Origin of the sequence: Kineococcus sp. DHX-1, assembly GCF_042473625.1 — a bacterium.
Taxonomy (GTDB): Bacteria; Actinomycetota; Actinomycetes; order Actinomycetales; family Kineococcaceae; genus Kineococcus.
Window position 1 is genome coordinate 3,033,057 of the sequence record NZ_CP170445.1, and the last position, 24,053, is coordinate 3,057,109.

A 24,053-nucleotide genomic window follows, 5' to 3' on the forward strand; every position below is an offset into this window, starting at 1 on the left:
GATCGACCCTAGTGTCCCGCCTCGGCGATCCGGGCGAAGTCGGCGACCGTGAGCTGCTCCCCCCGCGTCTGCGGGTCGACGCCCGCCGCGCGGAGCACCTCCTCGGCCCGGGCCGGCGACCCGGCCCACGTCGCCAGGGCGGCCCGCAACGTCTTGCGGCGCTGGGCGAAGGCGGCGTCGACGACGGCGAAGACCTCTTCGCGCGTCGCGGCCGTCGACGGGGCGGGGCGACGGGTGAAGGCGACGAGCCCGGAGTCGACGCGCGGCACGGGCCAGAAGACCGGCGGCGGGACGGACCCGGCCCGCCGCGCCTGCGCGTACCAGGCCGTCTTGACGCTGGGCACGCCGTAGGTCCGGCTGCCGGGGCCGGCCACCAACCGGTCGGCCACCTCGGACTGCACCATGACGACGCCGTGCTGGAGGGAGTCGAAGCGCTGCAGCATCGTCAGCAGGACGGGGACAGCGACGTTGTAGGGCAGGTTCGCCACGAGGGCCGTCGGGGCGGGACCGGGCAGCTCGGCCACCTGGACCGCGTCGGCGAGGACCACGTCGAACGAGGTGCCCGGGCGCGCGCGCTCGCGCACGGTGGTGGGCAGCTCGGCGGCCAGGACGGGGTCGATCTCGACGGCGACGACGCGGTCGGCCACCTCGAGCAGCGCCAGGGTCAGCGAGCCGAGCCCGGGGCCGACCTCGACCACCACGTCGGTGGCGGTGAGCTCGGCGACCCGGACGATGCGGCGCACCGTGTTGGCGTCGACGACGAAGTTCTGGCCGAGCTGCTTCGTCGGCCGGACGCCGAGCCGGTCGGCCAGCTCGCGGACGTCGCGAGCCGACAGGAGGGAACTGGTCAGAGGTTCTTGCCGCACACGGGCCATTGTCCGGCACCGGCGCGCTGGTACAGCAGCTTGGCGCGGTACGTCTGCTCGGACGCCGACGCCTGGCTCGGCAGGCCGCTGCCGCCGACGGCGCGCCACGTCTGCACGGAGAACTGGTAGAGCCCGTGGTACTTGCCGCTCGCCGAGACGATCGACGGGTTCCCGCCGGACTCGCAGCGGGCCAGGCCGGCCCAGTTGAGGGAGTCGACGCCGCCGCCGACGGACCCACCGCCGCCACCACCACCGCTGGACGCGGCGGCCGGGGCAGCCGGGGCGGGAGCCGGCTTGGCCTTCGTGCCGACCTGGACGACCTCGTCCACGGGGGCCGCGTCGACGACCTCACCGGTGGCGTTGTGCTCGGCGCGGACGCCGTCGCGGAAGAGGTCGGCGAAGGTGACGGTCTTGGACCCGTCGACCCCGGCGGTGACGACCTTCTTCTCACCGGTGAAGAGCTGGTCGGTCTGCTCGGTGCGGCTGCCGTGCGGGATGCCCACCGTCTCGGTGCTCGTGGACCGGTCGACGCGCACGACGGTGACGGTCATGCCCGCGGCGAGGCGGTCCTTGCCCGCGTTCGACATCTCGTCGCCCGGGCGCATCGTCACGCCGGCCTCGGCGAGGAGGGCGTTGACGTCGGCGCCGGTGCTGGTGAGCTGGCGCGTCTGGCCGTCGGCGACGAGCGTCACGGCCTTGGGCGTCGTCACGTCGAGCGACAGGCCCTGGCGGCCGAGCGGTTCGGAGCGGGAGGCCGACAGCTTGGCGCCGTCGGCGCGCACGTCGAGGTCGGCGAGTGCGGCGTCGACGGTCTGGGCCGTCGTCCAGTAGGTCTTGGTCTGACCGTCGACGGTGAGGGTCAGCTCGCGGCCGTAGCGGACGACGATCGTCTGGCCGTCCTGCAGCTGGGTGTTCGCGGCGGGGGCCACGATGTCGTGCTCGCCGACGGTGATGCCCTTGTCGGCGAGGACGTCGCCGACGGTGCCGCCGAAGGCGCTGGCCTGGGTGCGCTGCCCGTCGGCGTCGATGACGACGTCCTTGTCGAGCGCCGTGAAGGCGACCGTCCCGCCGACCACCGCCGCGAGGCAGGTGCCGCCCGCGACGAGCCGGACCGTGCGGGAGGTGGTGCGGGCAGCGGAGACCAGGGAGAACGGCACGAGAGGTCCTTCGACGATGTGCCCGGGCACGAGGTCTGGACGCGAGCGCACCTCGGAGGGACCCCCGTCCCCAGGTGCAGCGCGAGGTCCGGCCACCTCGATCCGGCCGACTGGAGCGGACCGTAACCGCTCCGAGACCTCTTCGACAAGCTGCTGTGATCCCTGAACACGCTCCGGCACCCTCGGCGAGGCTCCACCCGTCCGGATCTGCACCCGTTGCGCCGATCGGGTGACGCTGACCGGCGCGGGCCGTGACGAAGGTCACCAGGGACCGTAGACGGCCTCCGTCGTGGCGGCGATGGTCGCGCAGAGCTCGTCGAGGTCCGTCCCGAGCGTCTGCGCCATGGAGCGCACCGTCAGGGGGACGAGGTACCCGGCGTTGGGCCGACCGCGGTGGGGCACCGGCGTCAGGTAGGGGGCGTCGGTCTCGACCATGACCCGGTCCCGCGGTGCGACCCGCAGCGCCTCGCGCAGGTCACCCGCGTTCTTGAACGTCACGGTGCCCGCGAAGGAGAGGTAGTAGCCGGCGTCGGCGCAGACGCGCGCCATGGCGGCGTCGCCGGAGAAGCAGTGGAAGACGGTGCGGTCCGGGGCACCCTCCTCCGCCAGGACGCGCAGGACGTCCTCGTGGGCGTCCCGGTCGTGGATCTGCAGGGCGAGCCCGAGCTCCTTGGCCAGCGCGATGTGGGCGCGGAAGGACTCCTCCTGCAGGTGCCACTGCTCCGGCGGCGTCCGGAAGTGGTCGAGCCCGGTCTCGCCCACGACGCGCACCCGCGGGTGCCGGGCGAGCGCGGCGATCTCGGCGAGGGCGGCGTCGTACTCCCCCGCGGCCACGAGGTCGGGGACCTCGTTCGGGTGCAGCGCGACCCCGCCGAGCAGCTGCGGGTACCGGTCCAGCGCCGCGACCGTCCAGCGCGCGGCCGGCAGGTCGCAGCCGATCTGGACACTGCGGGGAACCCCCGCCGCCGCGGCCGCCGCCAGCAGCGCCTCGACGTCCTGCTCGGTCTCGGAGTCGAGGTGCGTGTGGTTGTCGGCGACCGGGACGGCGAGCGGCTCCGGTGCGGGTGGGCGTCTCGTCACTGCTGCAGCCGCGCGAGTTCCTCCTCGACGACCGCGGCGACGTCGAGCTTGGTGAAGATCGGCGTCGGCGCGGCGACCGGCGTCCCCGGCACGATCGGCGCGGAACCCCAGGCGGGCAGGGTCTCGCCGCGGCGGTAGTCCCCCGTGAGGACCGGGTAGGGCCGGCCGTCGTCGAGGTCGGTGACCTCGCGCAGTTCCGGCAGCGGCGAGACCGTGCCGGTGCCGCCGAACGCCTCGTGCACCTTCTGCGCCGAGTGCGGCAGGTACGGCGACAGCAGCGTGCGGCAGTCCGAGACCGCCTGCGCCGTGACGTGCAGGACCGTCCGCATCCGGTCGGGGTCGGAGTTCTTGGTCTTCCAGGGTTCCTGGTCGGTGAGGTACTTGTTGACCTCGCCGACGACGCGCATGGCCTCGCCGAGCCCGGCGCGCTGGCGGTGGTGCTCGATGAGGTCCCCGACAACCCCGAACCCCGCGCGGGTGGTGTCGAGCAGCGTTCGGTCGGCGTCGGTGAGCTCACCGGCCGCGGGGACCTCGCCGACGTTCTTGGCGATGAGCGACGCCGTGCGGTTGACGAGGTTGCCCCAACCGGCGACGAGTTCGCTGGTCGCGCGGGTCGCGAACTCCTGCCACGTGAAGTCGGAGTCGTTGTTCTCCGGACCGGCCGCGGAGATGAAGTAGCGCAACGCGTCCGGCTGGTAGCGCGCCAGGACGTCGCGCACGTAGATGACGACCCCGCGGCTGGAGGAGAACTGCTTGCCCTCCATCGTGAGGAACTCGCTGGCCACGACCTCGGTGGGAAGGTTGAGGTTCCCGAACCTCCCCGGCTCGCCGCCGCGCGACCCGCGGCCGTCGTAGGCGAGGAGTTCCGCGGGCCAGATCTGGGAGTGGAACGTGATGTTGTCCTTGCCCATGAAGTAGTAGGACTCCGCCGAGGGGTCCGTCCACCACGCGCGCCAGGCGTCGTCGTCCCCGGAGCGCCGGGCCCACTCCACCGAGGCGGAGAGGTAGCCGATGACGGCGTCGAACCAGACGTAGAGCCGCTTGGCCGGGTTCTCCTCCCACCCCGCGAGCGGGACGGGGATGCCCCAGTCGATGTCCCGCGTCATGGCGCGGGGCTTCATGTCCTCCAGCAGGTTCTTCGAGAAGTTCAGGACGTTCGGCCGCCAGCGCCCCGTCTCGCCCCGCGTCTGCAGCCAGGAGCCGAGCGCGTCGGCCACGGCGGGCAGGTCGAGGTAGAAGTGCTCGGTCTCGACGAACACCGGCGTCTCGCCGTTGATGCGGCTGCGCGGGTTCTTGAGCTCGATCGCGTCGAGCTGGTTGCCGCAGTTGTCGCACTGGTCGCCGCGGGCGCCGTCGTAGCCGCAGATCGGGCACGTGCCCTCGACGTAGCGGTCGGGCAGGGTGCGGCCGGTGGACGGGGAGATGGCACCCATCCCCTTCTGGGCGACCATGTACCCGTTGCGGTGCACGGTGCGGAACATTTCCTGCACGACGGCGTAGTGGTTCGCCGTGGTCGTCCGGGTGAAGAGGTCGTAGGACAACCCCAGGCCCTGCAGGTCCTCGGTGATGACGCGGTTGTAGCGGTCGGCCAGCCCCTGCGGGGACAGGCCCTCCTGCTCGGCCTGCACGAGGATCGGCGTCCCGTGCTCGTCCGTGCCCGAGACCATGAGGACGTCGTGACCCGCCATCCGCATGTACCGGCTGAACACGTCGGAGGGGACGCCGAAGCCGGCGACGTGGCCGATGTGGCGGGGGCCGTTGGCGTAGGGCCAGGCCACCGCGGACAGGACGTGGGTCATGCCGCCGAGTCTAGGGGGCCGGTCGCACCCGGGTCCGGGCCCCGCCGGGCAGGGCGAACAACCACCCGGCACCGATGCGGCCGGCCAGGGTCTGCGCGGCCAGGCACAGCCACACGAGGACCGCCGTGAGTACCAGCGGGTAGGCGACCACGACGACCGCGAGCGCCGGGTGCGGCAGCCGGCCGAAGGCGGAGTTGGTCACCGCGTCCAGCGGTCGCTGCACGAGCAGCAGGACGATCCCGTGCACGACGTACACCGGCAGGGTGCGCCGCCCCAGCCGCAGCAGGGGCGCGCTGAGTCGCGGCAACCGCTGGGTCAGCAGCACGGCCAGGCAGACGCCGACCACGATCGCGGCTGCGCGCGTGGGGATCTCGACGAGCGCGGCGACGAGGACGGGCGGGTGGACGAGGCGGACGGCGGCCAGCACGAGCACCAGCACGCCGCCGAGCCCCACCACGAACAGGGGCCGCTGCCGGGCGGACAGCGACCGCAGCGCGTCGGGGAAGCGCGCCCCGGCGAGGAACCACACGAGGTTCTCCACGACCGAGTGCGTGTCGCCGGACCCGGGCAGGACGCCGCAGAACGAGACGACGGCGAGCGCGGCGGCCGCGCCGACGGGGACCGCGGCCGGCCAGCGCCTGGTCAGCCGGGCCAGGACGAAGTAGAGGGCCAGCGCGTACAGGTACCAGAGGCCGGTCGAGGCCGTGGCCGCCGCAGCGGGGACGTCGCGGAGCCGTTCGGGTGCCATGAAGGTCGGGACGGCGACGGCCGTCGACACCGCGAAGCCGACGAGCAGCCACAGCACGTGCAGGTAGAGGTTCTGCACCACCCGCGGTCTGAGCGTCACCCGCCACGGACGCGTGAGGGCGGCGGTGGCGAACAGCCCGGAGATGGCGAAGAACAGCGGCATCCGCAGCGGGCGCAGGACGACGTCGACGTCGTTCCAGACGGGCGGGGCGCCCGCCGCCCAGGGCGCACCGGCGAGGTCCAGGAGGATGTAGGCGACGTGGCCGAGGACCACCAGCAGGATGCAGACGGCCTTGGCGGCGTCGGGCCACGCGGCGCGGGACCGACCAGGCGACGACCCGTCCGGTGCGACGGACGCCGACGGCGCCGCCACGTCTTCCGCCACGACTTCCTCCGCCATGGAGCCCCCCTCCGGACACTTGCCGGGGCACACCGTAGCGGTGGCGACGGGTGGGGGGAACCCTCGCTCACCCCGGACGTCGACCCCGTCGGCGCGCGCCGCGTTCGAACGGGCCGTACGGTCGCCGGGTGAGCGAGCAGACCTCCGGCCAGGACCAGAACCCCGACCCCACGCAGAACGCCGAGAAGGACCCCGAGACCTGGGTCACCGGCGACGAACCGATGACCGGCCCCCAGCGCAGCTACCTGCAGACGCTGGCACGCGAAGCCGGTCGCGAGCTGCCCGACGACCTCGACAAGGCGCGGGCCTCCGAGCTCATCGACGAGCTGCAGCAGGAGACCGGCCGCGGGAACTCCTGACCGGTAGCGTCCGAGCGTGGACAGCCGTCTCGTGAACGTCGTGGTCGACGCCGTCGACCCGGTCCCACTGGCGCACTGGTGGCGGCGGGCGCTGGAGTGGCGGCTCGGCTACGCCGACGCGCACGAGACGGATGTCGTCCCGCCCGAGGGCGAACCGGGCCTCGAGCTGGTCTTCGTCCCCGGCGGGCGGCCGCGGCTGCCGGGGTCCCCGCCGAACCGGGTGCACCTCGACCTCGACTCCTCCTCCCCCGCCGACCAGCGCGAGACGGTCGAGTTCCTCCTCGACACCGGCGCGCAGCGCGTTGACGTCGGGCAGGGCGACGCCCCGTGGGTCGTCCTGTCCGACCCCGAGGGCAACGAGTTCTGCGTCCTGGACCCGCGCCCGGAGTACGACGGGACCGGGCGCGTGGCCGCGGTGGTGTGCCTGGCGGCCGACCCCCCGGTCCTGGCGGAGTTCTGGGCGCCACTGGCCGGGATGTGCGTGACGCGCAGCACCTCCCGCGTGGCGCAGCTGCGGGGCACGACGGGCCCGTTCCTGGAGTTCGTCGCCTCCCCCACCCCGCACACGGCGAAGAACCGCTGGCACCTGGACGTGCGTGCGACCCGTGCCGGCCGCGGACGCGGGCGGGTGCTGTCCGACGCCCTGGAGGCGGGCGCCCGGCCGGCCGACGTCGGCCAGGGCCCGGGTGTCACCTGGACCGTGCTGGCCGATCCCGAGGGCAACGAGTTCTGCGTCCTGTCGGGTTCCGTCGCGTAGCCCTCGGACGGTCAGGGGAGCAGCAGGAGCTTCCCGGCCGTCCGCCGTCCCTCCAGGTCCTCGTGCGCCCTGCGCGCGTCCGCGAGCGGGTAGGTGCCGCCGACGCGGACGTCGAGCTCTCCGGCGGCGACCCACCCGAAGAGCTCGTCGGTCCGCGCGAGGAGTTCGTCGCGGGTCCGCGTGTGGGCGCCGAGGCTGGGGCGGGTCAGGAACAGGGACCCCAGCGCGTTGAGGCGCTGGACGTCGAAGGGCGGCACCTGGCCGCTGGAGCCGCCGAACAGCGCCACCAGCCCGCGCGGGCGCAGCGCCGTCAGGCTCGCCTCGAACGTGTCCTTGCCGACGCTGTCGTAGACGACGTCGACCCCCCGGCCACCCGTGAGGTCCCGCGCCCGGGCGGGTGCCTCGGCGTAACCCACGACCTCGTCGGCCCCGGCGGCCCGCGCCAGCTCGGCCTTGGCCGGGGTGGAGACGGTCGCGAGGACGTGGGCGCCCCGGCGCTTGAGCACCTGGGTGAGCAGCAGCCCGACCCCGCCGGCCGCCGCGTGCACCAGCGCCCACGTGCCGGCGCGCACCGGGAACGTGTCCGTCGCGAGGTAGTGCGCGGTGAGCCCCTGGAGCAGGACGGCCGCGGCCACCTGCGGGTCGAGGCCGTCGGGGACGGGCACCAGTTCCCCGGCCGGGACGAGGACCTGCTCGGCGTAGCTGCCGGGCGCCTCCTTCCAGGCGACGGGCTGCCCGACGGCGAACCCCTCGACCCCGGGTCCGAGCGCCGCGACCCGACCGGCGCCCTCGCTGCCGAGCACCGCGGGCAGCTCGAGGGGGTAGACCCCGCTGCGGCGGTAGGTGTCGATGAAGTTCACGCCGGCCGCCGCCACGTCGACGAGCACCTGACCCGGTCCCGGCACGGGCTCGGGGAGGTCGACGAGGGTGAGGACCTCCGGCCCTCCGGTCCGCTCCACCTGGACTGCGCGCACGGGGGCAGCCTGCCAGCCCGCGGCGCCCACCTCCAGCGTCAGCCGCCGGTGCTCTCCCGCACCACCAGGTGCCCGGTGACGGTCAGCAGCCGTTCCGGTCCGTCGAAGCCGGCGAGCCGGTCCGACAGCAGCCGCAGCGACATCTCGGCCATCTCGGAGCGGTCGAGGGCGATCGAGGTCAGGGTCGGCGCCGAGTACTGCGCCTGCTCGACGTCGTCGACACCGAGCACGGCGACGTCCTGCGGGACGCGCAGGCCGAGGCGCCGCAGCGCGTGCAGTGCACCGAACGCCACCAGGTCGTTCGCGGCGAAGATCGCGTCGACGTCCGGGCGCGCCGCGAGGAGGGCCGTCGTGCCGAGGAACCCGTCCTGGCGGGTCCACTCCGCCAACGGCTGCAGCAGCTCGGGGTCGAACGTCAGGCGGGCCCGGCGCAGCGCGCGCCGGTACCCCTCGACGCGCTGGGCGACGACGGGCGGCCGGGAGGTTCCCGGGTCCTTGTCCCCCACGAACGCGATGGTCCGGCGGCCGATCTCCAGGAGGTGCCGCACCGCGCTGTCGCCGAGGTCGACGGAGTCGATCGTCACCCGGTCGACGCCGGACCCCTCGCCGTACTCCCCGACGAGCACGGCCGGGGTGGTGTCCCGCCGCTGCTGGAACTCCTCCACGGGCAGGGTCTGGGGGGCGAAGATCAGCCCGTCGACGAGGCGGACGGGGAAACCCGTCGCGACCTCGCGCTCGCGGTCGAGGTCGCCGTCGGTCTGCTCGACCAGCAGCGTCAGCCCTCGTCCACGCGCGGCGTCGACGAGGGTGGAGGCGAGCTCGCCGTAGTAGGGGCTCGTGACGTCGGGCAGCGCGAGGGCCACCAGGCCGGTCCGCCCCTGCCGCAGCTGCCGGCCGATCCCGTTGGGGCGGTAGTCGAGCTGGGCGATGAAGGCCTTGACCTTCTCGCGCATCTCCGGCCGCACGTGCGGGTGGTCGTTGACGACGTTGGACACCGTCTTGATCGACACGCCCGCGGCCTCGGCGACGTCCCGCAACGTCGTGGGGCGCTGGGTCGCGCGCGACGGCACGGGAGGGGAGGGCACCGCCGCATTGTGCCACCGGCGTCTTGACGCCGCTGCAGCTTTCGCGTTGACTGCCTTCCAACGTTGCAAGCACTGCGACGCCGCAGGACCCGCCCGCACACCGACGTGACGCGAACCCAGGAGAGCCACCCGTGCGCACCGCCCGCCTCGCCCTCGACCCCGCCTTCACCGTGGGTCCGGTCCCCCGCCGGCTGTTCGGCTCGTTCGTCGAGCACATGGGCCGCTGCGTCTACACCGGGATCTTCGAACCGGACCACCCCAGCGCCGACGAGGACGGTCTGCGCACCGACGTCCTCGAACTCACCAAGGAACTCGGCCCGACCGTCGTGCGCTACCCCGGCGGGAACTTCGTCTCCGGGTTCGAGTGGGAGGACTCCGTCGGTCCGCGCGAGGACCGCCCCCGCCGGATCGACCGCGCCTGGCGCTCGGTGGAGACCAACCAGTTCGGGCTCGCCGAGTTCGACGCCTGGGCCCGCAAGGTCGGCACCGAGCCGATGATGGCCGTCAACCTCGGGACCCGCGGCCTGCAGGAGGCCTGCGACCTGCTCGAGTACAGCAACCACGTCTCGGGCACGAAGTTCTCCGACCTGCGCATCCAGCACGGGTCCAAGGACCCGTTCGGCATCAAGCTCTGGTGCCTGGGGAACGAGCTCGACGGTCCCTGGCAGACGGGCCACAAGACCGCCGCGGAGTACGGCCGCCTCGCGGCCGAGACCGGCATGGCGATGCGGACGGTCGACCCGGACATCGAACTCGTCGCGGTCGGTTCCTCCAGCCGCACGATGCCCACGTTCGGCGAGTGGGAGCAGACCGTCCTGGAACTGTCGTACCACGCGGTGGACTACGTCTCCCTGCACGCGTACTACCAGGAGCACGACGGCGACGCGGCGAGCTTCCTGGCCTCCGCCGTCGACATGGACCTGTTCATCGACCAGGTCGTCGCGACGGCCGACGCGGTGCGCGCCAAGGGCAAGCACACCAAGAAGATCAACCTCAGCTTCGACGAGTGGAACGTCTGGTACCAGTCCAAGCCGCACCACGGCCCGGGCGTGGAGCCGTGGGACGTCGCGCCGCGCGTCATCGAGGACGAGTACTCCATCACCGACGCCGTCGTCGTCGGGACCCTGCTGAACTCCCTCCTGCGCCACGCCGACCGCGTGCACATCGGAGCCCAGGCCCAGCTCGTCAACGTCATCGGCCTGCTGCGCAGCGAGCCGGGCGGGGAGGCGTGGAAGCAGACCATCGCCCACCCCTTCGAGCAGGTGCGCCGCCTCGCCACCGGGAACGTCCTGCAGGTGGTCACCACGTCGGAGAAGTACGAGACGGCGAAGTTCGACGCCGTCGACGTGGTCGACGCCTCGGCGACCTACGACGAGGAGTTCCTCACCGTCTTCCTCGCCAACCGCGACCAGGAGCAGCCGGCCTCCGTCGAGGTCCCCCTGCGGGCGTTCGACGTCGACCGCGTCGCCACCGCCAAGGTGCTCGCCGCGACCGGGGGTCAGGACCGCCACACGACGAACCTCGAGGGCGACCACTCGGCCGTCGGCCTGCGCGCCCTCGAGGACGTCATCGTCACCGACGGGCTCGCGACGGTCGTCCTGCCGCCGCTGTCCTGGGCCGTCGTGCAGTTCCGCAAGGGCTGACGCTCAAGGGTTCGCGAGCCGGCGGCGCACCAGTTCGGCGAGTTCGACCGACTCGCCGTCGCGCGCGCCGCGCCCGACCTGCAGGGGTGGTTCCGCGGGGTCCAGGTGGACCCCGCGGAACCGCGCCCGCACGCTGGGCGCCACGTCCAGCACGTAGTACTCCCCCTGCGCACCGACCCCGAGGGACCCGTCGGCGCGCAGGTACCACCCCACGACGTCGGTGCGGTACCGAGCCGTCCCGGCCCGCGCGCGCAGCGGGCCGGGCGCCTCACCGCGGTGCCGCAGCTCGGCGACCAGACCGCGCAGCAGTTCCCGGGCGCGCTCCGTCTCGGCTGCCCGGGCCCGCTCCCACCACTCCGCCGTCACGGGACCATGACAGCACCGGGCTCAGAGCAGCAGGTCCCCCGCCCCGGCCAGCGGGCGCCACGCCGGCACCGGCTCCCCGACCGCCGCCGGGACCAGGACGGGCAGGCGGTCGGCGGCCACGAGCGGACCGAGGTCCAGGGCCGTGAGCTCGGCGACGTCCTCGACGGGGACCTGGAACGTGCGGAACCCGCCGAGCTCGGGGACGTCCTGCGCCTGCGGGGCACCGACGATCTGCTCGACCAGGGGCGTCTGGTCCAGCACGAACCCGGCGCTCGCCAGGACGGAGACCTCCCCGTCGTCCCCGGGCCGAAGGTAGGCCGCGACCTTGTAGAACCGCCGAGGGATCCGCACCCCGCGGTACTCCGGGTCGTCCGCGGCGAACACCGGCCCCGTCACGACGACCAGGCGCTGCCCCCACTGACGGGCGTAGCCGAGGACGTGGTCCTCCAGCCCCAGCCACAGCTCCACCGCCTGGTTGAAGCGCGAGGCCTGCGGCGCGGCGTTCGTGTAGGAGAACGTGTCCGCGTTCGCCCGTGCGGCCTCCGGGCCCCAGCCGGGATCGCGCCGGCGCACGAGGTGGCCGCGGTCGAAGTCGTTGCGGGCGTAGAGCTGAGCCCCCGCTTGTTCGTCCGGTGCCAGGCGGGGGTCGAGGAACCACGCGTCGCCCGACCGCGGGACGTCCACCAGCTCGGCGCCGTCGACGGCGACGACGGTGGCGGCCGCCAGCCGCCGGTCGGGCCGGTGCACGACCGAGAAGTGCGTGTACGGCAGCACGACGACCTCGGCCCCGTCCCGCGGCACGGGCAGCGGGACGGCGGGCCCCGGCGAGAGGAAGCGCGGGTCGTAGCCCGCGCGGTGCGAGAGGTCGGGGACGGCGGCGGTCGCGCTCACGGAGTGGTCCACGGGGGCCACCCTGCACCCGGCCTCCGACACGGGTCCCGCACAGCGGGCGACGGCCGGGTGACGATCAGGTGTCCCTGCGGCGCCCCACGCCTTGACCGATCTAGTCACCCTGAGTAGACAAGGACTCACAACCTGTCGAGAGGGCGGTCCCACGTGCGCGTGACCCGGGCGGTCGCCCTGCTCCCCGTGCTGCCCGCCGACGTGCCGCTCCTCGAGGACAGCCTCGAGCACCTCATCGAGGCGGCCGACGAGGCCTCCGCGGCAGGGGTCGCCACCACGCTCGTGCTGACCACGTCGGCAAAACCGGCCGCGACGGCGCCGGTCCTGGCGAGCTGGGGCCCGCTCGTCGACCTCCTCGACGGCGTCGACCTCGAGGTCGAGCACCACCCGCCGACCGGGGGCGCGGAGGAGCCGGCGGCGGAGGTCTCCCGGCTCCTGACCCGGGCCGCCGACGGGCTTCGCCGCCGCCTGCACGACGCACCGGGCACGGTGGTCCTCACCAGCACCCCGGACGTCGCGGTCGGCCCGGACTGGATCACCGAGCACGTCCGCCACCACCGCGCCGGCGCGACCGCGAGCACCGGTCCGGTGCGGCGCAGCGGCGGTCCGGCGGCGGACGGGGACCAGCGGCACGACACCGTCGCGAACCTCGCCGTGCGCGCCGACCTCCTGCCCGGCGGGCTCCTCGCCGCCCTGGCGGCGGCCGGTCCTGCGACGGCCACCGGGCGCCTCGCACTGGTCCACGCCCTGACCCCCGTCGTGGCGAGTCCCGCCGTCACGATCCCGACGTGCCCCTGAGGTCCTCGGCGAGGATCGCGAGCAGGTTCCGGCGCGCCTCCTCCAGGACGTCACCGGCCCGCCGGACGTCCTCGGGGCGTCCCGTCAGCTCGATCTGCTGGTAGGTCATGACCAGCGCGCCGAGCTGGCGCCGGAACTCGTGCCGCCGCTCGCGGTCGGGCCCGCCGTCCAGGGACTCCCACGGCGGCGGGGTGTCGCCGTACTCCTCCTCGACGTAGCGCCGGCCCTCGTCGGTGAGGGTGAACTGCTTGGCGTCCGCGGGGTCTGCGACGACGAGCCCCTCGTCCTGCAGCTGCTGCAGGATCGGGTACACCGACCCCGGGCTGGGCTTCCAGGCGCCGTCGCTGCGGCGCGCCACCTCGCCGATGATGCGGTAGCCGTTGCTGGGCCCCTCGGCCAGCAGCACGAGGACGGCCGCGCGGACGTCACCGCGCTGGCGCCGACCACGACCTCCGCCCCGGCCACCGAACCCTCCGAACCCCGGGCCGAAGCCCGGCAGGTCGAAGGGGAAACCGGGACCGAACGCGCCGAACGGGCCACCGCTGCCGGGACGGTGCCGTCGCGCCTGCTCGAACTGCCCGCCGAACGGGCCACTGAACCGTGTGCCTCTCATGGCTGTACCTCCGTGTCGAGTGAGGCTGAGTGCCTCGCGATGCCTCAACGATATATCGCAAGGGGTCGCTGTGGAAGAGAGTGCCGTCTCAGGCCCTCCCGCACCCGTGCAGCCGGTGCTAGGTTCTCGGCAAGCGCTTACCCACTCCGACGACGGAGGTCCGGATGCCTGGTGGTCCCATCCCCGAGACGCGCGGAGCGCACGGGTTCGACGTCGAACCCTGGCGCTTCCGGCACGAGGCGGACGAGGAGGAACGCGGGGCGCAGGCCCGCTACACCAGGCAGCACGCCTGGCGCCTGGGGACGGACACCTTCGTCAGCCCGCTGGCCGCGGTCGAGACCGAGGACCTCGCGCTCGGCGACCGCAGCTACGTCGCCGCGCACGCGTACGTCAGCGGGTCCGTCGAACTGGGGGCCGACAGCACGGTGAACTACGGCGCCGTCGTCCGCGGCACCGTCCGCGGCGGGACCGGGGTGCGCATCGGGGCCCACACGTCGCTCCTGGCGTTCAACCACGGGATGGAACCGGGCACGGAGGTGTTCCGCCAACCGCTCACCTCCCGCGGGATCACCGTCGGCGACGACGTGTGGATCGGTTCCCACGTCGTGGTCCTGGACGGGGTGAGCGTGGGCGACCACGCCGTCCTGGCCGCCGGTGCGGTCGTGACGAAGGACGTCCCCGCCGGGGCCGTGGTCGGCGGGAACCCCGCCCGGCGGATCCGCTGGCGGGTCCCCCCGCCCGGAACCAGCGATGACCTCGTCGCGGCGCTCGCGCGGTTCGAGGGGCGCGCCCGGGAGCAGGCGGCGGACGTCCTCGCCCGCAGCTGGGACCCCGGGTTGCCCGGCGGGCAGTTCGTCGACCGTCCCGGTGCAGGTCCCACCGTCCGCGCGCAGTGCGACGCCCTCGAGATCGCGGCACTGCTGCTCGACGACGCTCCCGGCCCGTTGCCGCTCGACGAGCAGCTCGACCGGTTGCAGTCGTTGCAGGACAGCGAGAACGGGCTGGTCCGGAGGTTCGACGTCTCAGGCCACCCGGTACCCGGAACTCCCGACCCGGACGACGGCGACGTCCTGTACCACGTGCTCTGCGTGGGGTACGCGCTCGACCTGCACGGCCGCAGGTTCCGCCACCCCGTGCACCAGGTGGCCCGCACGACCCCCGCGGAACTCGTCACCGCGCTCGACGGCCTGCCCTGGACGACCCGGGCCTGGGGCGCGGGGGCGTGGGTCGACGCGTTCGGGACGGCGCTGCGCTGGAACCTCGACCTCGGGGAACCGGGACACCCCGGGACCACCGCCGCGTTGTTCGGCTGGCTGGCGCTGCGTTCGGACCCCCGCACCGGGGTCTGGGGAACACCGCCGGCGGGCGAGGGCGCAATGCAGACGGTGAACGGGTTCTACCGCGCCTCGCGCGGGACCTTCGCGCAGTTCGACGTGCCCCTGCCCCACCCCGACCGCCTCGTCGACACCGTCCTGGCGCACCTGCGCGACCGGCGGTTCTTCGCCGCCGACCGGCGCAACGCCTGCAACGTCCTCGACGTGGCCCACCCGTTGTGGCTGGCCGGGAAGCAGACGGCGCACCGCCGCGAGGAGGTCGTCGCCGCCGCGCGCGGCCTGCTCGCCGACGCGCTCCGGACGTGGCAGGACGGTCGGGGTTTCTCCTTCGCCGTCGGCCGCGACCCCGGACTGCAGGGCACGGAGATGTGGCTGGCCATCGTGTGGCTGCTCGCCGACCTCAGCGGGGTCGGCGACGTGCTGGGTTTCCGGCCGCGGGGTGTCCACCGAACGGAACCGGCGCTCGTCCTGCACCCCTGACGCCTCCCCCGCACGCCCGGGCCGGGGCCCTGGGGACGACCCGCCCTGGACGTCCCCCGGTCAGCCGCCGGCGGGTCCCGTGGCGGACGGCGAGTTCCCTCCGCCCGGCTGGGCCCGGGCGCGCACCAGGTCGGGAGGTGGCCAACCGGCCCGGGTGCCGTCGACGTGCAGGACCTCCTCCTCCCAGGGGACCCGGTAGGAACCGGCCGCCAGGTCGTCGACCCAGGTGTAGGGATTGTCGCGCGCTCCGCCCTCGACGGCGACGTACCCGCGGTGGCCGAGCTGGTAGATGTTGTTCTCCACGCCCCAGCCCCGGCGCGCGTCGTCCGCACGGGACGGGACGACCTCCGCGGTGACGAGCCGGTCGGGCGTCGCGTCCCCCTCGACGAGGACCGTCCCGTCCACGTCGCACACCATCGCCGCGCCCTGGGACCAGACACCGTTGGGGTCGGGACCGGCCATGCAGACGGAGACGGTGTAGGCGAGGTTGTGGAAGGCGTTGGCCTGGTTGGTGATGCGCCACGACTGGGCGATGGGGTGGGTGTAGCCGGCGGTGCGCAGGATGACGTTGGCCCCGCGGTAGGCGGCCTCCCGCGCCACCTCGGGCAGCATCCCGTCGTGGCAGATGACGAGCGCCAGGCGGGAACCCGCGGGCCCCTCGCAGACGGGGATCCCCAGGTCACCCGGTTGCCAGGGCTCCATCGGGACCCAGGGGTGCAGCTTGCGGTAGTAGAGCCGGTCCGCGCCCGTGTCGTCGACGACGATCCCGGAGTTCCAGGGTGCCCCACCGGGGTTCCGCTCCATGAGGGAGAAGCACCCCCACACCCCGACCTCGGCGCACGCGGCGCGCAAGGCGGTCACCTCGGGGCCGTCCCGGTCGACCAGCAGGGCGTCGTCGAGGAACGTCTCGGGGTCCAGGCCGTTGAGGCTGTACTCGGGGAAGACGACGAGGTCCAGGGTGGGCATGCCCCGCTTGGCCCGACGCAGCAGGTCGGCCAGGCGGTCGGCCTGGACCTGGAGGTCCCCGGTCCGGGCGATGGTCGGGACGGCGGCCTGGACCAGGCCGACCACCAGCGCGCCCGGCGAGGGGTTCAGTCCGTCGAGACCGGTCACCGCAGGACCCCTGCCGCCGCCGCGGTGGGTCCACCGGTGCGCTCGACCAGCGCCGGCCAGTGCTGGGCCCACGGAGCCGCGGCCTCCACCGCGGCCGAGGCGCGCAGCACGGCGGCGTCACCGAGGTGGGGGCCCACGACCTGCAGACCGACGGGCAGTCCGTCGGAGGTGAAGCCGGCCGGGACGCTGGCGGCCGGTTGCCCGGTCATGTTCATGGGGTTGACGAAACCCAGCCAGGCGTTGTCGGCGACGGCGCGTCCGTCGATGACCGTGGGTCCCTGGACGCCCAGTCCGAACGGCGGGACGGCGAGCGTGGGGGTCAGCAGCAGGTCGTAGCCGGCCATGAACCTCCACATGCGGTTGGCGACACGTTTGCGCGTGACGAGCGCGTCGGTGAAGTCCTCCGCCGTCCACGGCCGCTCCAGCAGTTCCACGAGGTGCGGGGACGTGTCGGGGTGCTGGCGGGCGAGGGCGCGCAGGCCCCGCAGGTCGGTCTCGGCCGCGACCATCGTCCAGAACGCGTCGCCGAGGTCCCCCAGGTCGGGGTCCGCCTCCTCGACGTGGGCGCCCAGGTCGGCGACGACGCGGACGGCCCGCTCGACGACCTCCCGCACGCGGGGGTCGACGGCGAGGTGCCCGAGGTCGGCGCTGTAGGCCACGCGCAGCCCGGCGAGGTCGCCGGCGGTCCCCTCCGCGGCGGCCGCGGTCCAGTCCACGTCGAGGCACGGGATGGAGTGCCGGTCACGCGGATCGGGACCGGCGACCACCGACAGCAGCAGGGCGGCGTCGGCCACGGTGCGCGTCAGGGGCCCCACGTGCTCGAGGTTCTCCCAGCTGGAGATCCCGGGGTACCGCTCGTCGCGGGTCCCGGGGTAGAGCGGTACCCGCCCCATGGAGGCCTTGATCCCGTAGAGCCCGCAGTGGGCCGCGGGGATGCGGATGGACCCACCGCCGTCGCTGCCGAACGCGAGCGGCGCCATGCCGGTCGCCACGGCGACGGCGGAACCGGCGCTCGAACCGCCGGGCGTCAGGTCGGGGTTCCACGGGTTGCGCGCCGTGGGGCTCACCGGGTTGTGCCCGACCGCGCTGTACCCGAACTCGGGAACCGTGGTCTGCCCCAGCAGGACCGCGCCGGCCGCACGGGCACGTTCCACGACGATGTCGTCCTCGTCGGGCACGAAGTCGAGGTAGGCCGGCGAACCGTTGCGGTTGCGGACCCCCCGGGTGGCGATGAGGTCCTTGACCGCCAGCGGGACCCCGGCCAGCGGGCCCAGGCGCTCCCCTCGGGCCAGAGCGGCGTCCACGGCCGCCGCCTGCTCCCGCGCGGCGTCGGCGGTCAGTTCCACGAACGCGTGCAGCGTGCCGTCGAGCGCCCGGACGCGGGCGAGGGCCGCCTCGGTCACCTCGGCCGCGGACACCGTCCGGTCGCGGACGAGGCGGGCCACGTCGGTGGCCGGCAACCGCGTGAGGTCGTCGGGCACCGTGGTGGGACCGCTCACGGGAGGTCCTGCGCCGTCGTGTCCGCCGGGTGGGCGGGCCGGCGCGGGGCGACGACGGGGGTGCCGGCCGACGCCGGCGACGTCTCGGCCTCCGTCGCCCGGCGCCCCGTGGTCAGGTCCAGGAGCAGGTACGCCAGGGCACCCACGACGATCCCGGCGACGGCCTCGGACAGGTGCGGCGCCCGGTAGTGCACCAGCGTCGCCCCCAGCGCGCCGACCGCCCAGGCGATGAACGGCCGGACCCGGAAGGTCATCAGCGGCCGTCGGGCCGACCGGCGCAGGACGAACTGGTCGAGGATCAGCACGGCACCGATCGGGGGCACGAAGATGCCCAGCAGGTTCAGCCAGGCCGCGAAGTGGCTCCACACCCCGGCCAGGGCGGCGACCAACCCCAGACCGCCCAGCACGAGCGTGAGGACCCGCATGCGGCCCCCGGTCAGCTGGCTCCACCCCACGGCGCCGTTGTAGAGGCAGTGGGTGCACACCGAGCCCAGGTTGATGAAGACGAAGACGACGGCCAGCGCGGACAGGACCCAGCCGTGGGAGGTCAGGATGGGCAGGAAGTCGCCGCCGTTGGCCGCCGGCGCCGCGGCGGCACCGGCCGCCACGATGAGGCCCCCCACCATCAGGGACACGACGTTGGCGACGGGGAACGCGGTGAAGGTGGCGAGGACCGCCTCGCGGCCGGTGCGCGACCAGCGGGTGAAATCGGCGGTCATCGTGCCGGAGTCGGCGAACCCGGCGACGACGATGGTGATCGCCGCCCCGACGCTCAGGACGCCTGCGTCCGGGGCGCCCCCCTGGTAGGAGGTGATGCCGGACAGCCCACCGTCCCGGGCGGCGAAGACGAGTGCCACCACGGCCAGCACGACGAAGAGGGGCGCGGCCACCAGACCGATGACCGTCAGCGCGCGGATGCCGATGAAGGTCACCGCGATGTAGAGGACCCCGGCGATCGCGATCATCAGCGGTTCGTTCCAGCCCAGCGAGGAGTTCAGCGTGGCGCCGGTCAGGCCGGTCTGGAAGGCGAACCAGCCGATGACCACCGTGGACAGGAACCCCGCGGCGACCGGTGCCCCCTTGCGCCCGAACGTCTCGGCCGCGGTGAGGGCGAAGTTCTTGCCCGTCCGGCCGGCGATGTGGCTGAGGGCTCCGACGTAGGCGAACAGGACGGCGTTGCCGGCGACGATGGCCGCCATGCCGCGCCAGAACCCCAGGCCGTAGACGATCGTCCCGCCGAAGATCGCGTTGGTGATGATCATCGGGAAGCCGAACCAGACGGCCGAGACCGATCCCAGCGATCGGCGGCGGGAGACGGGGACGGGTTCGTGCTCGAACTCGGACTCGAGGCCGTGGTGCTCGACGGCCACGCCGTCACGGGTGCTGGTGCTCACGATGAGGTTCCTCTCGTGGTGGTCAGGAGGCGAGGGGTGGGAGCGGGGAGGCGGTCCGGTCGCCGCGGGGGCGCGACGGTCCAGCCCACCCGTGCGAGGTGGCCCCGGAGGGCGAGGAGACGGTCGGCGGCGGCCGGGCTGTCGCTGTGCACGCAGACGGTGCCGACGTCGGCCAGGGCGGGTTCGTGCAACCGCTGGACGGTGCGTTCGGCCGCCGCCGCGGGGGTGCCGAGCTCGTCGGGTCGCCAGCCGAACATCCGGACGAGGTTCCCCTCGTAGGGGCGGTCCGCGAAGAACTCCTCGACGACGTCGATCCCCACGGCACGCGCGGCTCGCACGAGTGCGGAACCGGGCAGTGCGTAGAGCGCCAGGGAGGGGTCGAAGGCCGCGACCGCCGCGCACAACGCCTCGGCCAGGTCCGGCCGGTCGTTGACCATCACGTACAGGGCGCCGTGGGGCTTCACGTGCGCCATCCGCTGCCCGGCGGCCCGCACGAAGGCGTCCAGGGAACCGACCTGAGCCAGGGTCAGGTCGTGGACGTCCTGCGCGCCGACCGCGATGGCGCGGCGACCGAAACCCTCCCGGTCGGCCAGCCCCACGTGCGCACCGATCGCCACCTCGTGCCGGACGGCCAGGTCGACGCTCTCGCGCATCGTGCGCGGGTCCCCGGCGTGCGCGCCGCACGCGACGTTCGCGGAGGTGATGAGCGGCATCACCTCGGCGTCGGCTCCGTACCGGTAGACGCCGAAGCTCTCGCCCAGGTCGCAGTTCAGGTCCACGGTCCGGGCGCCGGAGGCGTTCACCCCGCGGCCGAGCCGACGGGTTCGGCGAGGAGCTGCGGAGCTCGTCGCGGGGACACCGCGCGTTCCCAGGCACGGGCGAACCGCAGCAGCAACCGTTCGCTCATCACCGGCCCGACGACCTCCAGGCCGACGGGCAGCCCGTCGTCGGTGAAGCCGACGGGCACGCTGGCGGCGGGCAACGACGACTGCGAGGCGAGGACGGTGTTCGTCGGGAACGTCAGGGCCGTCCAGCGCTTGGCGGCGAGGTCGTCGCGGGTCGGGGCGGGAACCTGGACCGTGGGGTAGACGAGGACGTCCACGCCGGCCGCGGCCATGAGCGCGGACAGCCTGCGGCGCAGGTCCTCCTGACGCAACCGCCGAGGCAGGTACTCCGGGTCGTCCCGGGGGTCCTCGGGTCCGGCGGCGATGTCGACGACGAGGTCGGTCAGGGGGTGGAAGGCCCCCGCGGCGACGATCTCGTCCCAGGTCTTGGCCGGCGCGGTGGGCCGGTCGGCCAGGAACTCGGCCAGGTCCTGCTTGGACTGCGTGGTGTAGAGCGAGGTGCCGGTGACCCACTCGCGCAGCTCGCCCAGTTCCAGGCCGTCGACGACCTCGCACCCCTCGGCACGCAGGCGGTCCAGGGCGGCGCGCACGACCGCGGTGGTGCCGGCCGAGTCCGGGCCGGTGCCGAACGCGTCCTCGAGGACCCCCACGCGGAAGGACGCCAGGTCGCGGGTGTCCAGGCCGTTGGCGAACGCGCCGGTGTGCGGGTGCCCGGCGGCGAGGGCGGTGAACTCGTCCTGGGGGTCCCAGCCGGCGATGACGTCGAGCAGGGCGGCGGCGTCGGCCACCGTCCGCGCGATCGGGCCGGGGGTGTCCTGGAAGTGCACGAGGGGGGAGAAGCCGGTGCGGCTGACCAGTCCGGTCGTGGGGCGCAGGCCGAAGAGGTTCGTGAAGGAGGCCGGCAGGCGGATCGAGCCCCCGGTGTCCTCCCCCAGCCCGACGAGCGCGAGGTCGGCGGCCACCGCAGCGGCGGTGCCCGCGCTCGAACCGCCGGTCTCCCGTTCCAGGTCGTAGGGGTTGCGCGTGAACCCCGTGCGCGAGGAGAACGAGAACCACCCCGCGGCGAAGTCGCACATCGCCGTCTTGCCCAGCACCACCGCGCCGGCCGCGCGCAACCGGGCGATGACCGTGGCGTCCCGCTCGGGGACGTAGTCCGCGAACAGGGAGCACCCGAAGGCGGTGGGGATCCCCGCGGTCTCGGCCTGGTCCTTCACGACGACGGGAACCCCGTGGAGGGGCCCCACGAGCCCACCGGTGCGGGCGAAGTGGGCGTCCGCCTCCCGCGCGTCGGCCAGGGCAGCGGGGTTCAGGGTGACGACGGCCCCGATGCGGGGACCGTCGCGGTCCAGGTCGTCGATGCGCCGCAGGTACCAGGCCGTGAGTTCTGCGCTGGTCGCCTCCCCGTCCCGCAGCATGCGGTGGAAGCGGTCGATGGTCAGTTCGGCGAAACGGCTGGGTCCACGCGGTTCCATGCGGTGTCCTCCGGTTCAGGTGGGTGGGCGGGGCACCCCGGGCTGCGCGTCCGGCAGGGCCTCGGCGACCGTGCGCCGGGTGTGCTCCAGGTGCCATTCGTTCTCGGCCAGCAGGGCCGGCAGGTCCCTCGCCTCGATGAACTCCAGCATCCGCACGTGCTGGCGGTGCGCTTCGCCGAAGTCCTCGACCGTCGAGGCGTAGATGGCCATGTAGGGCTCGACCTTGTCCCAGACCCCGCGGAGGAGGTCCAGCAGGTAGGGGCTGCCGGCGCACTCGTAGAAGCGCTGGTGGAAACGGCGGTTCAGGGCGCGCCAGCGTCCGTCCTCGAGGCGGTCGTCGGCCATCTCCGCGAGGACGTCCCGCAGGTCGAGCACGTCAGCGGGGGTCAGTCGGGTCAGGGCCCACTCGGTGGCCAGTTGTTCCAGCTGCGAGCGGACGGCGAAGACCTGGAGCAGCTCCCCCGCGGTCAGGGAGACCACGCTGATGCTGCGCCGTTCGAAGACGACGAAACCCTCGGCCTGCAACCTCTTGAGGGCTTCCCGGACCGGCATGGCGCTCACCGACAGCTGGTCGGCGAGGGCCCGGATCGACACCCTGCTCCCCGGGGGGAGGGTGCCGCTCGTGATGCCGGACCGGACCCGGTCGTACACCTCCTCCGCGAGCGTGGGAACGGTGATGGCGCTGACGTCCACGATGCTGACCTCCGTGATGTGTGATCACACTTGCACCGGAGTGTTGCCGCCGTGTTTCCGGCCGTTACGGCCGCGTCAAATCTCAGCCGGAGCGGTGCCGCAGGGCCCGACCGGGAACCGCGTCGGTGCGCGCTCCGTCGGCCACGACCGAAACTCCCCCGACGAGCACGTGCGGGATCCCGACCGCCTGCCGCCGGGGTTCGGCGAAGGTCGCGCCGGCGGCGACGGTGGCGGGGTCGAACAGGACCAGGTCGGCGACGGCGCCCGGGCGCAGGACCCCACGGTCGACCAGGCCGAGCCGGCGGGCCGGCCGGGAGGTCAGGTGCGCCACGCACTCCTCCAGGCCGAGGACCCCTTCCTCGCGCACGTAGTGCCCGAGGTAGCGCGGGAAGGTCCCCCAGGCCCTCGGGTGCGGCCGCGCACCCACCAGGAGGCCGTCACTGCCGCCGCAGTGCCGCGGGTGCCGCATGATCGCGCGCACGTTCTCCTCGTGCCCGACGTGCTGCAGGATCGTGGTCCCCAGGCGGTCGCGGCGGAGCACGTCGACGAACACGTCGAACTCCTCGGCACCGCGGGTCGCGGCGACCTCGGCGACCGTCGCGCCGACGAGGCCGGACAGTTCGGGGTTCCGGACGCCGGAGACCTGCAGCGTCCCCCACTCCGCCACGACGCCGTGGCAGCCGTCGGAACCCTCGACCTCGAGCGCGTACCGGATGCGCCGCAACGCCTCCGGGTCCTCCAGCCGGGCCAGCACCGCGGCGGGGCCGCCGGCCGACGCCCAGCTGGGCAGCACGGCGGCCAGCGTCGTCGAGCCGGGCAGGTACGGGTAGGTGTCGAGGGTGACGTCGACCCCGTCGGCGAGCGCCGCGTCGACGAGGGAGAGGAACTCCCCCGCCCGGCCGGCGTTGACGGCGAAGTTCATCGTGGCGTGCGTCAGGTGCAGCGCCACCCCGGACCGGCGCGCGACCTCGACGACCTCGGCGTACGCCTCCAGCGCACCGCGGCCGTAGGACCGCTGGTGTGGCGCGTAGAAACCCCCCGCCCGCGCCACGACCTCGCACAGGGCGACGAGTTCGGCGGTGTCGGCGAACATCCCGGGGACGTAGGTCAGACCGCTGGACATCCCGAAGGCCCCCTCGGCCATCCCGGTCGCCACGAGGTCCTGCATGCGGACGAGTTCGGCGGCGGTGGCGGGCCGGTCCTGCGTGCCCACGACGACCATCCGGACGGTCCCCTGCGGCACGAGGTAGGCGACGTTGACGGCGGCGCCGCGGTCGACCCGGTCCAGGTACTCCCCCACGGTGCGCCAGTCCCACGCGAGGTCGGGCACACCGTTCCAGCCGGCGAGCTGTTCGCGCAGCACGTCCAGCGCGGCGTCGTCGACGGGGGCGTAGCTCAGCCCGTCCTGGCCCACGACCTCGGTCGTGACGCCCTGGGTGGTCTTGGCCAGGTGCTCGGGATCGGTGAGGACGGCGAGGTCGGAGTGGGCGTGCAGGTCGATGAAACCCGGCGCGAGGACGAGGCCGGTCGCGTCGAGGACGCGCGCCCCCGCGGTGGTCTCGACTTCACCGAGTTCCGCGATCCGGCCGTCGACGACCAGTGCGTCCCCACGTCTCGCCGGGGACCCCGTGCCGTCGACGAGCGTGGCCCCCCGGACGACCAGGTTCACCCGGACC

At 73.8% G+C, this 24,053-nt stretch carries 22 protein-coding genes; 5 read left to right on the plus strand and 17 right to left on the minus strand.

All coding sequences use genetic code 11. The features are described from left to right. Positions 1–8: 8 nt before the first annotated feature. The 5 genes from rsmA to ACFEMC_RS14590 all read right to left on the minus strand — a co-directional run bounded on the left by rsmA (position 9) and on the right by ACFEMC_RS14590 (position 6,049). A complete protein-coding gene (gene rsmA, locus ACFEMC_RS14570; protein WP_380170292.1) occupies positions 9–875 on the minus strand; it encodes a 16S rRNA (adenine(1518)-N(6)/adenine(1519)-N(6))-dimethyltransferase RsmA in 867 nt (288 codons plus the stop codon). After that, on the minus strand, positions 848–2,023 hold the full coding sequence (locus ACFEMC_RS14575) for a ubiquitin-like domain-containing protein (protein ID WP_380170293.1): 1,176 nt from the start codon (positions 2,021–2,023) through the stop codon (positions 848–850). The genes rsmA and ACFEMC_RS14575 overlap by 28 nt, the downstream gene beginning before the upstream one ends. Before the next feature lie 261 nt (positions 2,024–2,284). After that, on the minus strand, positions 2,285–3,103 hold the full coding sequence (locus ACFEMC_RS14580) for a TatD family hydrolase (protein ID WP_380170294.1): 819 nt from the start codon (positions 3,101–3,103) through the stop codon (positions 2,285–2,287). Further along, positions 3,100–4,902 (minus strand): methionine--tRNA ligase, encoded by a 1,803-nt coding sequence (gene metG, locus ACFEMC_RS14585; RefSeq protein ID WP_380170295.1) that lies wholly within the window; start codon positions 4,900–4,902, stop codon positions 3,100–3,102. Before metG ends, ACFEMC_RS14580 begins: the two co-directional genes overlap by 4 nt. 10 nt (positions 4,903–4,912) lie before the next feature. Further along, positions 4,913–6,049 carry an acyltransferase family protein gene (locus tag ACFEMC_RS14590; protein WP_380170296.1) on the minus strand — a complete coding sequence of 379 codons (1,137 nt, stop codon included), beginning with the start codon at positions 6,047–6,049 and terminating at the stop codon, positions 4,913–4,915. Positions 6,050–6,177: 128 nt separating this feature from the next. On the opposite strand from ACFEMC_RS14590, the gene ACFEMC_RS14595 reads away from it, so the two are divergent. Together ACFEMC_RS14595 and ACFEMC_RS14600 are read left to right on the plus strand one after the other, a co-directional pair. Further along, entirely contained in the window at positions 6,178–6,408 is a 231-nt protein-coding gene (locus ACFEMC_RS14595; RefSeq protein ID WP_367640023.1) for a DUF3072 domain-containing protein, read from the plus strand. A 16-nt stretch (positions 6,409–6,424) separates the two neighbouring features. After that, complete coding sequence (locus ACFEMC_RS14600) at positions 6,425–7,165, plus strand: VOC family protein (RefSeq protein ID WP_380170297.1); 741 nt, start codon at positions 6,425–6,427, stop codon at positions 7,163–7,165. A gap of 11 nt (positions 7,166–7,176) precedes the next feature. Here ACFEMC_RS14600 and ACFEMC_RS14605 read toward each other — a convergent pair whose 3' ends face one another. Both ACFEMC_RS14605 and ACFEMC_RS14610 read right to left on the minus strand, forming a co-directional pair. Beyond that, on the minus strand, positions 7,177–8,139 hold the full coding sequence (locus tag ACFEMC_RS14605) for a quinone oxidoreductase family protein (RefSeq protein ID WP_380170298.1): 963 nt from the start codon (positions 8,137–8,139) through the stop codon (positions 7,177–7,179). A 38-nt stretch (positions 8,140–8,177) separates the two neighbouring features. Then, a complete protein-coding gene (locus tag ACFEMC_RS14610) occupies positions 8,178–9,224 on the minus strand; it encodes a LacI family DNA-binding transcriptional regulator (RefSeq protein ID WP_380170299.1) in 1,047 nt (348 codons plus the stop codon). A gap of 131 nt (positions 9,225–9,355) precedes the next feature. Here ACFEMC_RS14610 and ACFEMC_RS14615 point away from each other — a divergent pair, with 131 nt between their 5' ends. After that, on the plus strand, positions 9,356–10,867 hold the full coding sequence (locus ACFEMC_RS14615) for an alpha-N-arabinofuranosidase (RefSeq protein WP_380170300.1): 1,512 nt from the start codon (positions 9,356–9,358) through the stop codon (positions 10,865–10,867). Between the two features lie 3 nt (positions 10,868–10,870). On the opposite strand, the gene ACFEMC_RS14620 is transcribed toward ACFEMC_RS14615, so the two are convergent. Further along, positions 10,871–11,233 carry a hypothetical protein gene (locus ACFEMC_RS14620; RefSeq protein ID WP_380170301.1) on the minus strand — a complete coding sequence of 121 codons (363 nt, stop codon included), beginning with the start codon at positions 11,231–11,233 and terminating at the stop codon, positions 10,871–10,873. 21 nt (positions 11,234–11,254) lie between these two features. After that, positions 11,255–12,136 carry a DNA/RNA non-specific endonuclease gene (locus ACFEMC_RS14625; protein ID WP_380170302.1) on the minus strand — a complete coding sequence of 294 codons (882 nt, stop codon included), beginning with the start codon at positions 12,134–12,136 and terminating at the stop codon, positions 11,255–11,257. Between the two features lie 153 nt (positions 12,137–12,289). Between ACFEMC_RS14625 and ACFEMC_RS14630 the strand changes: the two genes are divergently transcribed. Then, positions 12,290–12,934, plus strand: coding sequence for a hypothetical protein (locus ACFEMC_RS14630; protein WP_380170303.1), 645 nt, complete (start codon positions 12,290–12,292; stop codon positions 12,932–12,934). Here the strand turns inward: ACFEMC_RS14630 and ACFEMC_RS14635 are convergent. Continuing rightward, positions 12,912–13,547: a PadR family transcriptional regulator gene (locus tag ACFEMC_RS14635; RefSeq protein WP_380170304.1), complete on the minus strand. Its 636-nt coding sequence runs from the start codon at positions 13,545–13,547 to the stop codon at positions 12,912–12,914. The genes ACFEMC_RS14630 and ACFEMC_RS14635 overlap by 23 nt on opposite strands. Positions 13,548–13,711: 164 nt before the next feature. On the opposite strand from ACFEMC_RS14635, the gene ACFEMC_RS14640 reads away from it, so the two are divergent. Next, complete coding sequence (locus ACFEMC_RS14640; protein WP_380170305.1) at positions 13,712–15,361, plus strand: acyltransferase; 1,650 nt, start codon at positions 13,712–13,714, stop codon at positions 15,359–15,361. Positions 15,362–15,421: 60 nt separating this feature from the next. Here ACFEMC_RS14640 and ACFEMC_RS14645 read toward each other — a convergent pair whose 3' ends face one another. From ACFEMC_RS14645 to ACFEMC_RS14675, 7 genes are all read right to left on the minus strand, one after another. Beyond that, positions 15,422–16,474 (minus strand): formamidase, encoded by a 1,053-nt coding sequence (locus ACFEMC_RS14645; protein WP_380170306.1) that lies wholly within the window; start codon positions 16,472–16,474, stop codon positions 15,422–15,424. Further along, the gene (locus ACFEMC_RS14650; RefSeq protein ID WP_380170307.1) at positions 16,471–17,973 is read right to left on the minus strand and encodes an amidase; all 1,503 of its coding nucleotides are present in this window, start codon (positions 17,971–17,973) and stop codon (positions 16,471–16,473) included. The genes ACFEMC_RS14645 and ACFEMC_RS14650 overlap by 4 nt, the downstream gene beginning before the upstream one ends. Further along, the gene (locus ACFEMC_RS14655; RefSeq protein WP_380170308.1) at positions 17,970–19,367 is read right to left on the minus strand and encodes a cytosine permease; all 1,398 of its coding nucleotides are present in this window, start codon (positions 19,365–19,367) and stop codon (positions 17,970–17,972) included. Before ACFEMC_RS14655 ends, ACFEMC_RS14650 begins: the two co-directional genes overlap by 4 nt. Continuing rightward, complete coding sequence (locus ACFEMC_RS14660; RefSeq protein WP_380170309.1) at positions 19,364–20,170, minus strand: 5-oxoprolinase subunit PxpA; 807 nt, start codon at positions 20,168–20,170, stop codon at positions 19,364–19,366. The genes ACFEMC_RS14655 and ACFEMC_RS14660 overlap by 4 nt, the downstream gene beginning before the upstream one ends. Further along, positions 20,167–21,684 carry an amidase gene (locus ACFEMC_RS14665; RefSeq protein WP_380170310.1) on the minus strand — a complete coding sequence of 506 codons (1,518 nt, stop codon included), beginning with the start codon at positions 21,682–21,684 and terminating at the stop codon, positions 20,167–20,169. Before ACFEMC_RS14665 ends, ACFEMC_RS14660 begins: the two co-directional genes overlap by 4 nt. 15 nt (positions 21,685–21,699) lie before the next feature. Further along, positions 21,700–22,377 carry a GntR family transcriptional regulator gene (locus ACFEMC_RS14670; RefSeq protein WP_380170311.1) on the minus strand — a complete coding sequence of 226 codons (678 nt, stop codon included), beginning with the start codon at positions 22,375–22,377 and terminating at the stop codon, positions 21,700–21,702. An 82-nt stretch (positions 22,378–22,459) separates the two neighbouring features. Then, on the minus strand, positions 22,460–24,046 hold the full coding sequence (locus ACFEMC_RS14675; protein WP_380170312.1) for an amidohydrolase family protein: 1,587 nt from the start codon (positions 24,044–24,046) through the stop codon (positions 22,460–22,462). Positions 24,047–24,053: the final 7 nt, after the last annotated feature.